This is a genomic window from Marinobacter adhaerens HP15 (assembly GCF_000166295.1).
Lineage (GTDB): Bacteria > Pseudomonadota > Gammaproteobacteria > Pseudomonadales > Oleiphilaceae > Marinobacter > Marinobacter adhaerens.
The window spans coordinates 116,986-130,286 of the sequence record NC_017506.1; the positions used below are offsets into that span (position 1 = coordinate 116,986).

At 52.0% G+C, this 13,301-nt stretch carries 9 protein-coding genes; 6 read left to right on the forward strand and 3 right to left on the reverse strand.

Annotation, left to right across the window (positions count from 1 at the left end; all coding sequences use genetic code 11):
- Window positions 1-7 precede the first annotated feature (7 nt).
- Window positions 8-352, forward strand: coding sequence for a P-II family nitrogen regulator (locus HP15_RS00545; RefSeq protein WP_014575742.1), 345 nt, complete (start codon window positions 8-10; stop codon window positions 350-352).
- Window positions 353-776: 424 nt separating this feature from the next.
- Here HP15_RS00545 and HP15_RS00550 read toward each other — a convergent pair whose 3' ends face one another.
- The gene (locus tag HP15_RS00550; RefSeq protein WP_041644863.1) at window positions 777-2,918 is read right to left on the reverse strand and encodes a TonB-dependent receptor family protein; all 2,142 of its coding nucleotides are present in this window, start codon (window positions 2,916-2,918) and stop codon (window positions 777-779) included.
- 417 nt (window positions 2,919-3,335) lie between these two features.
- Here HP15_RS00550 and HP15_RS00555 point away from each other — a divergent pair, with 417 nt between their 5' ends.
- Genes HP15_RS00555 through HP15_RS00565 form a run of 3 tightly spaced genes read left to right on the forward strand, consistent with a single transcriptional unit; the run spans window position 3,336 to window position 9,037 of the window.
- Entirely contained in the window at window positions 3,336-4,553 is a 1,218-nt protein-coding gene (locus HP15_RS00555; RefSeq protein WP_041644864.1) for a TolC family protein, read from the forward strand.
- A 24-nt stretch (window positions 4,554-4,577) separates the two neighbouring features.
- Window positions 4,578-5,825 carry an efflux RND transporter periplasmic adaptor subunit gene (locus HP15_RS00560; protein ID WP_014575745.1) on the forward strand — a complete coding sequence of 416 codons (1,248 nt, stop codon included), beginning with the start codon at window positions 4,578-4,580 and terminating at the stop codon, window positions 5,823-5,825.
- A gap of 14 nt (window positions 5,826-5,839) precedes the next feature.
- The gene (locus tag HP15_RS00565) at window positions 5,840-9,037 is read left to right on the forward strand and encodes an efflux RND transporter permease subunit (RefSeq protein WP_014575746.1); all 3,198 of its coding nucleotides are present in this window, start codon (window positions 5,840-5,842) and stop codon (window positions 9,035-9,037) included.
- A gap of 87 nt (window positions 9,038-9,124) precedes the next feature.
- Here HP15_RS00565 and HP15_RS00570 read toward each other — a convergent pair whose 3' ends face one another.
- Window positions 9,125-10,447, reverse strand: coding sequence for a sensor histidine kinase (locus tag HP15_RS00570; protein ID WP_041646046.1), 1,323 nt, complete (start codon window positions 10,445-10,447; stop codon window positions 9,125-9,127).
- Between the two features lie 347 nt (window positions 10,448-10,794).
- Here HP15_RS00570 and HP15_RS00575 point away from each other — a divergent pair, with 347 nt between their 5' ends.
- The gene (locus tag HP15_RS00575; RefSeq protein WP_014575748.1) at window positions 10,795-11,025 is read left to right on the forward strand and encodes a hypothetical protein; all 231 of its coding nucleotides are present in this window, start codon (window positions 10,795-10,797) and stop codon (window positions 11,023-11,025) included.
- 535 nt (window positions 11,026-11,560) lie between these two features.
- A complete protein-coding gene (locus HP15_RS00580; protein ID WP_041644866.1) occupies window positions 11,561-12,289 on the forward strand; it encodes a TorF family putative porin in 729 nt (242 codons plus the stop codon).
- A gap of 124 nt (window positions 12,290-12,413) precedes the next feature.
- Here HP15_RS00580 and HP15_RS00585 read toward each other — a convergent pair whose 3' ends face one another.
- On the reverse strand, window positions 12,414-13,100 hold the full coding sequence (locus tag HP15_RS00585; RefSeq protein ID WP_014575751.1) for a response regulator transcription factor: 687 nt from the start codon (window positions 13,098-13,100) through the stop codon (window positions 12,414-12,416).
- Between the last annotated feature and the right edge of the window lie 201 nt (window positions 13,101-13,301).

Genomic DNA, 13,301 nt, shown 5'->3' on the forward strand with positions numbered 1-13,301 from the left:
AAGGTTTATGTACGAAATAAAGGCTTATGTCAGAGAGGTGATGGCGGAGCATGTGGTTGATGCTCTAGCAAAAGTCCAAGGAGTGGCAAGCATTGCCGTCGTGTCTCTCAACGAATTTGGCCATCTGGTCGGTGATGAGTCGCCTCTGGAGAAAGTGAAGATGGTCAAGCTGGAAGTAGATGTAGCGACCGAAACTGTTGCCGATGAAGTTGTGGACATCATTGTGCGAACGAGCAGGACCCGGGATGGACACCCGGGGGACGGCAAGGTACTGGTATCCCGCCTGGTTCGGGCTGTTCGCATCGAGGATGGTGCGGCCAACGAAAGCGCACTTCAACCCACTTCAAGCTAGTTCTATTTAAGCTGGATGGTGGCATCGCGGCTGTGCTGGTCGCGCGAGCCGCCATCACAGCTCCATTCCCGGCTGAAAGATTTCAGACCTCGCCTAGGCCGCCCGCAACGAGTCGAAAAGCTCAAATTGCTTGTTTGATCTTGCGCGAAGAGAAGACAATGGTGGCGTAGGCATAAATCAGTAACTTTAGCATCGTCCGTGGATTGAGCGGCGAGTTGCGCCGGCCGACCACTTCATGTTCGTGTTGCGGCGGAAGCGGCGCTTTGAGAATGGGTCAGTCTCTAAAAAGTCGAGGCTCCAACTACAACAAACCCCCGCCGTAATGACGAGGGTTTATCAGCAATCTGAGCCCCAGCCTCGGGCTCTTTGCTGTCGTGACGTAAACGCGAAGCCACCCGGAAATCAGGCGCCATCCGGTTGTTCGTCAGAAGTTGACGCTTATCCCCAATGAAGCGGTGCGTGGTAGGTTTGCCATGGCGCCATCGGGCAAACGTGAGACAATTTGCTGCTCATCGAACACATTGTCCACTTTCAGGAAGACATCCGCACTGGCGGTCAGTGCGTAGCGGCTGATGAAATCAACCAGGAACAGGGACTCGGTCTCGTCCAGTTTCGTGGCGGTGTTGTTGCAACCTGCGCTGACGCACATTTCATCGACGTAGGTGGCCACAAGGTAGTTGTCCCAGCCACTTGGGTGTTCCATGCCTGTCCGGAAGCTCATCTGGTTTTCAGGTACGTCTTTGAGCTGCTCACCTTTTGTCAGGCCCGAGGCAGCATTGTCCTTGCTGATTTCCGCTTGGGTAAAGGTGTAGGTAAGGCTAACCGGAAGGTAGAACTCGCCCGCCCGCGTGCCGGTCTGGAGCTGGAACTCAACACCGGAAATTTCAGCCTCGCCGGTTACAAAACTGCCAGAGGTGGCGCCATTGCTGCACGGCGATCCCACGGAACAGTTTTCGGCCTTGTTGGAGAAGTCGCTGTAGAAGCCGATCATTTCCGCGAAGAACGCATTGCCAAAGTACCGGAGGCCGGCCTCCCAGTTCTTGCTGGTTTCCGGCTCTTCGTTTGCCTTGGCACCACCCCCGAGAGGTGAGAAACCCCGGTGTACGCCACCCAGAACCTGCCAGCTTTGGGATAGGTCATAGGTAAAGGAAGTGCCGGGCAGGAGTTCAGCACTCTCATTGGCGCGGGTGCTGTCGATGGTTGTGCGGCCGGGATCCGCGTATTGGGTGCGACCGGTTTTCACATCCTCGTAGCGCAGGGCGAGGTTAACGCTGAGCTTGTCCGTCGCCTGCCAGGTGTCGAGCGCCCAGAAGCTCAGGGCCTCGCCGGTCTCAAAGCGATTATTGCTGCCCGTGGGGGCGACAGTGTTCTGGAACACCAGAGAGCCGTTGACCTGGTCATAAACATCGACTGGCTGGAAACGATCCATTTCATCTTCGTGGTAGCGGGCGCCGAAATCAAACTGGTGGCTGCCCATGTCGACATCAAAGTTTACCTGCACGCCCTCGGACAGGTAGTCCCTGGCGTTGTTTTTGTAATCCAGACCGCTGGCATCAACTGTGCCGTCCAGAATACCCTGGGCATTGGCGTCGCCGCCGTTTGCCGAGTCGATGATGCTTCCGCCGCCGCTGAGCTTGAACCAGTTCCGCTTGAAGTCGTTGCGATAGAGGGTGGCCGTGCTGCTTACGGTGTTACTCCAATCGAACTGATGGGTCAGGCTGATACCGGAGTGGGTATTGTTCATCTGGTCGATGCTGGACAACCCGTAACGCCGGTTCGGATCCTGGCTGAAGTCCGCATCGGTCAGGCCGAGGTAACTGGAGTTGGAGGTTTCCTCGGAGTATTGCAGCTTGGCGGTCACGCTCTGGCGCTCTCCCTGCCAGCGTAGTTTGCCGACATAGTCTTCGATATCAAAGCCGGTATCGCGGTTGCTGCGGTCAATTTCCTTGAAGCCTTTCGCGGAGCGCTGGACGGTCTCAAGCAGGTAGCCCCAGTCGCCGGCCGTGTCACCGTAGGTTACATGAACGTCGGTGGAGCCGCGGTCGTTGGTGACGGACTCAATATAGCCCTGCCGCTGATCGGGAATGGGTGTGGAAATCAGGTTGACGACACCACCGGTGGTTTGCGGGCCATAGCGCAGCAGCGGGGCACCCTTGAGCACTTCCAGCGAGGACATCCGCTTCAGCGTCGGGAAATAATAGGCGGCCGGATTGGAGTAGGGCGCCGGTGCGATAAGAATGCCATCTTCCATCAGGGTGACATTGCTGCTGCGCTCGGCCGTGGCGCCGCGGATGCCGATGTTAGGTCGCAGACCCAGGCCTTCCTCTTCCCGCACATAGACACCCGGAACGGTTTTCAGTACCTGGTTGATGTCGGTCTCAACTTCGGTTTTCATCTGCTGCTCACCAACAACGTAGCCTGACCCTGGCAAGGTCTGGACGGCAGAAGCATCGCCAATGATTTCCATGGGTTCAAGCATCTGGGGCTGGTTATCTCCGGCGGCCCAGTTCAGACCCGGGGCAAGGCTGATTGCCACGGCCAGTGATAGTCGGCAAGGTTTAAACATGTGGTTATTCTCCGTTATCATTTGCTGGTGGTAATGCAGGTGCAAACAATTCGCATTTCTGTCTATAAACTTTACGGCTCTGTAACTATCGAGTCAATAGTCAATGCTCATGGTGCGGGAAGGTGTCACCAGGCTGAAAACGGTTAACAGCCTTTCCCTGATTACTCGGTCTGAGGGTTATGCCGTGAGCCATCCTGGCGCCCCGGTTGACCTGCTGGCCAGTCGGGCGATGAACCGGTTCAAAACATGGCAGGTCAAAAGCTTATGTCGCGCAGGCCCTAGGCGATTTTTCTAAAATAGGCTGCAAATTCAAACTCATTTCAAAGTTCACACTTAAGATTCCGATCACTTCCTACCTCGTCACGGGCTTCTTACCGCCCATAATTTTTGGCTACTAATTGCTTCGGGAGAACGATGATGAAGGCAAGCAAGCACTCGCCTCGGGCGTTGCTGTGTTCAGTACTATTGTCCATTCCTCTGTTAGGTCAAGCGGAGACTGTCAATTGGGCGAATTGGCTCACAGGCCAGATAAGTAAGCACCCGGAGGTACTGGCAGCGACAGAGCAGGCGGCAGCGCGGAAAGAGGACGCTCAGGCAAGCGAACAACCGCTGTATAACCCGGAGTTATCCGTGGGAGCAGACAGAACGGGCAGTGAGAATAACTTTGAGGCAGGGCTGTCACAAACGATCGATTGGTCTGATCAACAGGGCGCATTAAAGGAGAAGGCAAAGCTGATCAGGCTTTCTGCGCAAGCTGGCTTGAGCGAAGCAGTCCTGACACAAACGTCTGAATCATTGTTTGCGCTTGTCGAGTGGCGCACCACTACGCTGTTAGAGGAAATTGCTGAATCCCAACAGCAGCGCCTGGATGCCTTGCTGGACCAGGTTGAACAGCGCCAGCAGGCAGGTGATCTGGGGCGTGCCGACGCAGAGCTTCTGTTTTTAAATCTATCCCGTCAGTTGAGCGAAGTCGCCCAGGCAAAGGCCGCAGTTGATCGAGCAGAAACTCAAGTTAGAGAACGTCTGCCGGACTGGAGGCCTCAGGATGGGGGAATCCCCGAGTATATATGGTCAGCGCTGGAGTCCGAGATTGGTGATGCTGATCTGCTGGCACACCCGTCAATTGCTGCCGCTCGAGCCGAGTGGCAGGTGCTGAAAAGTGAGGCAGAGGTTGCCAGACGCAAAGCCACAGCATCGCCGACAGTAGGGCTGAGCGGAGGGCGTGACGGCGGCGAGAACGTGGTTGGCCTGACATTCTCGATCCCTCTGAACGTCCGTAATAACTACAGCGCTGAAACCCGGGCTGCGAATCGACGGGCTCTGGAGGCGGAAGCGCGGTTTCAGGCGCTCTACCGGAAACGACAATATGACCTGGCAGGCGCTCGCGCTTCCTGGAAGCGATACGACAAGCAACTCCGTCGATGGAAAGAACTATCCCAGGGGCGTGTACAGCGAAGTGCCGATTTGCTTGAGAAGCAGTGGCAGGTCGGCGACCTCTCCACCTCTGAGTATCTCCAGGCGCTGGGCCAGCGCGCGGAGAGTCTGAAAACCGGTATTGAACTGGAAAAGCTGGCGCAGCTGGGCCTGATTGAGCTCTTGAGCCAGTCTGGCGAACTGATCACCCCCTTCCAATAATATTCTGGAAACTGGATATTCATCATGAAAAAAACTCTGATTTCAGTATTTGTTTTGACGCTGTTTATAGCTCCCCCTTCACTGGTGCAGGCCGAGGAAGATGCTCATAACGAGGCGGGCCACGATCATGCCGCCGGTGGCGACGATCATCGAGAAGGCACCGGTGAAGAGGATGAGCATGAGGGCGGACATGCTGAAGAACGTGAGCATGAAGAAGAAGGTCATGGCCACGAAGAGGAGAGCGATGGTGGTCATGAAGAAGCAACCTCCGCAAGCATCAATGCCAAACAAAAAGAGCTTGCCGGCATTGAAGTAGCAACCCTCGAGAGCAAGCGCGTTGACTATGAAATTTACGCTCCCGGTGAGCTGCTGACCAACGGCTATACCAGCTATCACGTGTCCCCCCGAGTTGCCTCGGTGGTGTTGAGACGTCACGTGGAATTGGGTGAGCACGTAACCAAAGGTCAGCCGCTGGTAACCCTGTTCAGTGAGACGGTGGCACAGGCGCAGGCTGATTACAGGAAGGCTTTTCCTGAATGGGAGCGAATCAGCGGGCTGGGTCGTTCCGTGGTGGGTGATCAACGGTTCAATACCGCGAAAGCCAATATTGAAGCGGCGAGGGCGACTCTGCTTGCTTATGGACTAAACGATGATGACATTGGTGCGTTGAAGGCCAGCGGCGTAGGTAGTCTCGGTGAATACACGCTCAGGGCTCGCGTGGACGGCGCAGTGCTGACCGATGAGTTTGAGCAAGGACAAAGAGTTGAGGCAGGCCAACCGCTGGTGACTCTGGCTAATGAAAGCGAACTTTGGGTAGAGGCTCACCTGCCAGCAAACTCCGACATTGTCCTTAAGCAAGGAGCAGAAGCGGAAGTAAGAGTTGCAGGTCGTGTAGCTGTGGCAACGGTATCCCAAGAAGCTCATACCATTGACGCTGTGACCCGCACGCGGATTGTTCGGTTGGAGCTGGACAATCCTGAAGATCGTTTTCATCCCGGAATGTTTGCAGATGTGTATTTCCTTTTTAAAACCAAGGAGCCGGTACTTGCGGTGCCGGAGAGCGCCTTGATGCGAGGGGCCGATGGCGACTGGACGGTCTATGTGGAAGAGGCTGAAGGGGAGTATGAGCCTGTGGAAGTGGAACTGGGCCGCTCAATTGGCGGACTCCGTGAAATTTCCGGCCTGACTGCAGGCCAGCGGATTGTTTCGCGGGGCGCATTTTTTGTGGCCTCTGAAATTGCCAAAGGCGGCTTTGACCCACACAACCACTGATTCCGGGAGCCATTATGTTCAACCGAGTTGTCGACTGGGCGGTTCAGAACCGCCTGTTGGTTCTTATTGCGCTAGCAGTGCTTATCGCCACGGCCGCGTTTCAGATCCCAAAACTGAATCTTGATGCCTTCCCTGACGTTACAAACGTCCAGGTCGCTGTTAACACAGAGGCGCCCGGACTTGCGGCTGAGGAGGTCGAGCAGCTGATCACCTATCCCATTGAAGCGGTGATGTATGCGTTGCCGGATGTTGAGGAGGTTCGATCCATTTCCAAAACCGGGTTGTCCGGTGTCACCGTGGTCTTTAAAGAGGGCACGGATATCTATTTCGCGCGTCAACTGGTGTTCGAGCGGTTGCAGGCCGCGCGGGAGCTGATTCCGGACGGGGTCGGGGTGCCTGAAATGGGCCCGAATACGTCCGGTCTCGGCCAAGTCTACCAGTACTTGTTGATAGCGGACCCGAATTCGGGGTACGACGCAATGGAATTGCGCAGCTTGCACGACTGGCTGGTCAAACTGTTGCTGATACCGGCCGAAGGGGTTACAGAAATCCTGTCGTTTGGCGGAGAAGTTCGCCAGTACCAGGTGAACCTGAATCCGGCTCGAATGTTGTCCTATGACTTATCACAGAATGACGTCATGCATGCCCTGGAAAACAACAACTCCAATGTTGGGGGCTGGTATATGGGCCGCGGACAGGAGCAGTTGGTTATTCGCGGTATGGGATGGCTGGGCAATGGCGAGCAGGGGCTGGAGCAGATCCGTCAGGTACCCGTTAAAACCAGTGACGGCATCACAGTAACCGTGGACGATGTCGCTCAGGTGGGACTTGGCACTGAAATTCGCCAGGGTGCGGTGACCATGACCCGGAAGGACGAAGACGGTCAAGTTGAACAACTGGGTGAAGTGGTTTCTGGCATTGTACTCAAACGAATGGGGGCCAACACAAAAGCCACCATCGACGGCATCGAGGCTCGCATTGAGCGCATAAATCAGGCGCTTCCGAGTGGGGTTCGTTTTGAGCCCTATTACAACCAGGCGGATCTGGTGACCAAGGCAGTAGAGACGGTGACGAATGCGCTTTTGTTGGCTTTTGTGTTTATTGCGATTGTGCTTGCTCTCTTCCTGATGAATCTGCGAGCAACAACGCTCGTGCTGCTTTCAATACCGATTTCCATCGGTATTGCCCTGATGATCATGGCCTGGTTCGGTCTCTCGGCCAACTTGATGTCTCTGGGCGGCATTGCTGTGGCAATTGGCATGCTGGTGGACGGCTCTGTTGTTATGGTCGAGAACATGTTCAAACATCTGACGCATCCCGATGCTGAGCATGACGCCCATCGAGATGAATTGATTGAAAACGACCCCGATCCGTTGGACGCGTCACACGATGATCATGGCATTGCGCTCAGACTCCAGGAAGCCGGCCGGGAAGTGGCGCGCCCCATCTTTTTCGCCACGGCGATTATCTTGGTCGTTTTCATGCCTCTGTTCAGCTTTGAAGGTGTGGAAGCCAAGCTGTTCCAGCCAATGGCGATCAGCATCATGCTGGCCATTGTGTCCGCTGTGATCGTTGCTCTGATCGTCGTGCCTGCGTTGGCTTCGTTTGTGTTTCGCAAGGGTATCCGGGAACGGGAAAGCTTCGTTTTAAAACCTCTTGAGAAGCTTTATCGCCAGGGCCTTGACTGGTCGCTGAAACACACCCGATCTGTTGTCGGTGCTGCCGCTGTTCTTGTGGTGCTGGCGGCCCTGGTCGTGCCGCGACTCGGCACTGAGTTTGTCCCTGAACTGGAAGAAGGGACGATCAACCTCCGGGTGACGCTGGCCCCTTCATCAAGCCTTGATACGGCGATTGAAGTTGCGCCAAAACTGGAAGCCATGTTGATGGAATTTCCAGAAGTGACTTACGCTCTGTCCCGGGCTGGTCGAGCAGAAATAGGGGGCGACCCGGAGCCCGTCAACAACATAGAGATCTATATTGGCTTAAAGCCAACTTCGGAGTGGACCAGCGCCAGTAATCGCTACGAATTGCAGGCCCTGTTTGAGGAGAAGCTCGAACAGCACCCGGGGCTACTGTTTAACTTTTCTCAGCCTATCGCGACTCGGGTTGATGAATTGTTGTCAGGTGTTCGTGCGCAGTTGGCCATCAAACTCTTTGGCCCGGATCTCGACGTACTGGCGGAGAAAGGCCAGCAGATTGAAGCGGCGGTCCGAACAGTTCAGGGAACACGAGACGTCGCCATGGAGCAGATTGCTGGTGAAGCGCAGTTGGTGGTTCAGCCTGACCGTCAGGCACTCTCCCGGTACGGACTCGCCGTGTCTGATGTGATGAGTGTCGTCCGGGATGGACTGGGTGGTGCCGCCGCAGGCCAGATCATCAACGGAAATGAGCGGTACGATATCTATGTGCGTCTGGCCAAACGTTTCCGGGAGGACCGGGATGCCATTGCCGATCTCAGGTTACAAGCGCCGTCCGGGGCCTGGGTGAGACTCGGTGATGTGGCCGATGTGTCTATTGAGTCCGGCCCGCCTCAGGTGCGCCGCGATGACGTGCAGCGCCGTGTGGTCATTCAGTCCAATGTGCAGGGTCGTGACATGGGCAGTGTGGTTGCCGATATTCAAGATACCATCGCGTCAGAAGTGAACCTTCCCCCCGGCTATTCGGTGGATATTGGTGGTCAATTTGAAAACCAGCAGCGAGCTCAGAAGCGATTGGCCATTGTGGTTCCTGTATCCTTGGGTCTGATTGCGTTGTTGTTGTACTTTGCTTTCAGTTCGGTTGGTCAGGCGCTGCTGATTCTTGTCAACGTACCGCTTGCTGTCATTGGTGGCGTCTTTTCACTCTGGATCTCCGGCCAGTACCTTTCCGTGCCCAGTTCCGTTGGATTTATCACACTGTTTGGTGTGGCGGTGCTTAACGGAGTCGTTATGGTCGAAAGCATCAATCAGCGAATACAGGATGGGTTAAGCGTGGATGCCGCGGTGTTTGAAGGTGCCGTCTCCCGTTTGCGTCCTGTCTTGATGACAGCAATAACCTCGGCACTCGGTTTGATACCGATGCTATTGTCGACGGGCGTGGGTGCGGAAATCCAGAAGCCATTGGCCAGCGTGATTGTAGGTGGTCTCGTGACTGCGACTTTCCTAACGCTTTTTGTTTTGCCGGCTCTATTCACGCGCTTCTCAAGGGCTAAACTCGATGATATGCAACGGTAGAAAAGAGGTGGAAATACACAGTTTTGATCGCGAGCAGGGGAGGGTAGTCCCTCCGTCATAGCGGGGCGGAGGAATTATGGTTGTGCTCTACTCTGGGAAAGGAAGCACAACTGTAATTCTGGCGCCCCCCGTTTCTGAGGGGCCAATGTTCATCCGTCCGAAATTGTCTTCTAGTATTTCGGACACGATGGACAGTCCCAATCCAAATCCAGAAACGGTTTCGTCAAGCCGGGAACCTCTATCCATCACTTTTGAGGCCGCTTCTGGAGTAATCCCAGGGCCGTCGTCTGCAACTTCTATCGTTAGCCCGGAATCGGTCTGGCTTATTGAAACGTCAATCTCAGCCTGACTCCACTTCCCGCCGTTTTCGAGCAGGTTACCGAATAACTCTGATAGGTCCTGACGCTCCATGGGCCAACTGAAGTTATTCGGCAAGGATGTATTAATACGGAAACTCTTATCGGGAAAGATTTTTTCCATGACAGAAATGACGTTGTTCGCTATTTCAATCGGCAAACATGTTTGCCCCATCTGCCTGCCGGAGATATCTGCCTTGCTCATGCGGTAGTTCAAGGACCGGCTTAGATCCTTTAGGTTGGAGGTCATGAACTCTATGTCGTCGCGGGACGGAGGTAATGAACCAGTGTCTGACAAGATTGCGAGATTGGCAGAGATCGAGGTCTTGACCATGTGAGAAAGATCGGAATTGAGGCGGCGATGGCGGTCAAGGCGACGACTTGCTAGTTCAAGTAGGTTATTGAACTGTTTGATCAGCGGACTGAACTCCTCTGGTGCATCAGGATTCAAACGAGGTTGTTTGCCAGATTGCAGTCTCCTCATGTCTTCCTTGATGTGTTCGATCGGTTTCAAAGCCAGGTAAGTAGTGGTGCCTACCAGAGCCAAGAGAACAACAAGTAATATTGCGGAGGCAGCCAGCAAGGTCAGGTGAGCCCCACTGGATCGCTCAGCTAGTCCGCTTTCCATTTCCAAGATGGTGATTGACGAAAGCGAACTATCAATTCCGACACCACGTTTTAATCCGAGAAGGCGATCCGCACCGTGGGATATTTCGACAAAGCCCGCCGGCTTTTCTGAGATCATACGCAACTTCGTTTGATTTACGTTGTTACTGGCAATGACGCTTCCATCTTTCATTTCAACAATGAGGGCGTGTTCCAGTAGCAATTGGAATTGATCGATCATGCTTCCGATCTCGTCGGCCGTCGGCATTTCGTTTGCAATGATGGTTTGAAAACTCTCCACCTCTTTGTCAAGACGATGTTTTCTGGACTCGTTCGAAAGCTCCTCTATCACATAGGTGTGTGAGAAAAAAATAAGCAGAAAATACAGGATGCTAAAAACCATGCCATATTGGAGTGCAGTTTTTCGGATGCTTTTCTGCGCTGTCATGAGGGTGCTTTTGTCGATTGAGCGGAAGGGTTCAGTTGAAAGCAAACAGAGGTGTTCCGGTCCGAAAGCATAGTTGGAATCGAAGCGTGCCGCAACGGGTGCGAACCTGAGGGAGGGCGGCTCTGGCCTTCAGATAGGTCTGGCCTAGTCTTATTTTCTCAGGCATTGAAAAATTAGGTTTAGTGTCATCAAAGCCGACCTGAATGGCTTTTGAGCTAGGGGTAAACGCTAAAAAAACGTTTCATCACCATAGATTTTCAAGTGTGTTTAAAGTTTCGATGTTCTACTGATCATCCGAGGCCATTGAATTTTGTCGGTCTAATTGGAATAAATATCGGAGCCGTTTTATGAAGAAAGTATCCATGATTCTAGTAGCTTCTTTCCTGGCAAGTGGTGCTTCAATAGCCCTCGCAGGAGGGCAAGCGGACAGATACAACGAGGCAAGAACCTATCCTAATAAGAGCATAGATGAACGTTCCTCCCAGTATCGTGTGGAAGAGATCGAGACCATCAAAAAACTGAAGGAAGAACATAGATTGATTAAAGAGTTGATTGGGGATCTTTTGGCAAAGCAATAACATTTATCGTTGTTTATTTGGAGCCAGGCGCGCAATTGCGTGGCTCCAAGATTAGTTTGATGATAGATTTTGTTAATTTTTCCAAAAACGGCGAAAGTCGCGCTTTAAGGCTGATCAATTTCGAAAAAAAGACAGAGTGCAAAAAGTTGGAAATTTGCATTCTTTACTCAGAGTTTTTTTAGTAGTATTCATGACCAATTAAGACCTACCTCTATTTTCCTAATAGAACCATATCTTATCTCGAATTTTTGCGTTAAAAATATTCTACTTTAGTGATATTTTTATTTCAGTTTTTGTTCCTATTTGGTGCGCATTATTAATGAGTGCACTATCGTCGAGCAATGCGAAACTATGAAGCAAAATGTTCATTGCATTGAATGATTAAATATTCAACGGATTTTATTAACTATGGACCTGATTTGACAATAATTGCTCATAAACTAAGTCTCTAAAAGTTGGCGCAAAATATGCAGTCATTGTAGATGCGTTATTCGATGCGCAAATAACTAAGCTGTCAAAATTTAAGGTGAAAACGATGAAAAGACGTATCTCGACTAAGGATTGTTTGCTAAGTGTTGGTTTGCTCGTAACCCTCCAAGCGGTCCCGTTAATTGCCAACGCTAATGTAAGTGCAAATTTAGGTGTAACAAGCAACTACTTATTTCGTGGTGTGACACAAACAGATGGCTCAACGGCGACGCAAGGCGGGCTTGACTACGAACATGCGTCGGGGCTTTATTTTGGCGGCTGGGGCTCCAATGTGGATTTCGGCGATGGGACGAGCTATGAGCTTGATCTTTATGCTGGCTTCTCCGGTGCAATCGAGGATATTGGTTACGATGTTGGGTACATTTATTACTCTTACCCTGATGCTCCTGAATCTATTGATTTTGGCGAAATATACGGAGAGTTGAATTACAGCATTGCATCTATAGGTGTTGCTTACACAGCAAACAGCGACGTAAGCGGCGATGGGCTGTTCGTTCAAGGCGATATCTATTATTACGCATCTGTTGATGTGCCGCTGGAAGACGATTTCAGCACAGGTGTTTTGATTGGCTATTATGATTTCACTGATGATAGCAAGGCGTCTATTGGCGAGGCGAGCTACGGACATGCAGCTGTCAACATCACCAAAGATGCGGAGAGCTTTGGAGCTTTTAGTGTTAATCTGGAGTACGCTGATATCGATTCAAGTAACGCACTTGGTTCGGTCAATTCGGACGACCCGAAGTTTTGGCTGGGCTGGACTAAGTCCTTTTAATCTATTTGGTATTTTTCACCGAAACGGTTAAACATTGAGAAAGCTGGCCCGGTCTTTGGGCCAGCGCATTTATCTGGCGAGCCTTGGCCCTTGAGGAAAAATGGTTAAATCACAGTAAAATAATTTAACCTTCAACCCCTTTTTGAAGAGGATCTCTTGCAAAGAAATATCCTTGTCCTCTCAATGTTTTTATTCGTTTTTTACCGAGTATCTTTCTGAGCCTAGCTATGTAGACTTGAACGACATTTCTGGTTGGGCACCTTTCGATATTATAGAGTGCTTCAACAAGTTCGTCCTGCGAGAAGACTCTGTCAGGAGAGCGAAGAAGGCATTGTAAAAGGCGGTACTCCGTTGCGGTTAGTCTGAACTCTTTATGATCGGGAGTTGTTAGGGTTCTATAGGTTGCATTAAGTTGAAAGCCATCCACGATAATCTTATCAGTTGCTCGCCCGTCTTTTCTTCGTATTATGGCGCTAAGTCGAGCTTTTAGTTCATCGAATTCGAAGGGTTTTGGAAGATAATCGTCTGCGCCGGCATTCAAGCCCTCAACTCTCTCTGTCCAGTTGGAGCGAGCAGTTAAAATAAGAATAGCCTCATCTTTGCCACCGCTTCTCCACTTCTGCATCAAGGAAAGTCCGTTCTGGTCGGGCAGTCCGATATCGAGTATAATCGCCTGATAACTGCATGTTTCTACGAAAGAATTGGCCTCTGCGCCGTTTTTGGCTACATCAACAGTAAAGTGTTCCTTCGCAAGCCAACCAGAAATTTTTTCTGCGAGTATCGCGTTATCCTCGACAATTAGAACTTTCATCTATGAACGCCGTTTCTGGATGTTGGATGATTTTGGTCGCCACCTATCTCGTGCGCAAATCAAAATAGCTCAAAAATGGATTTCAAGCGACGCGGCATTTCAACAGACGAACCTGAATTCAGCTTGAAAAGCACATTACCTTTCGGACAGGTTGGCAATCCACAAAGCATGGGCTGAGGCAAGTTGGTCTTCCACCGTTTA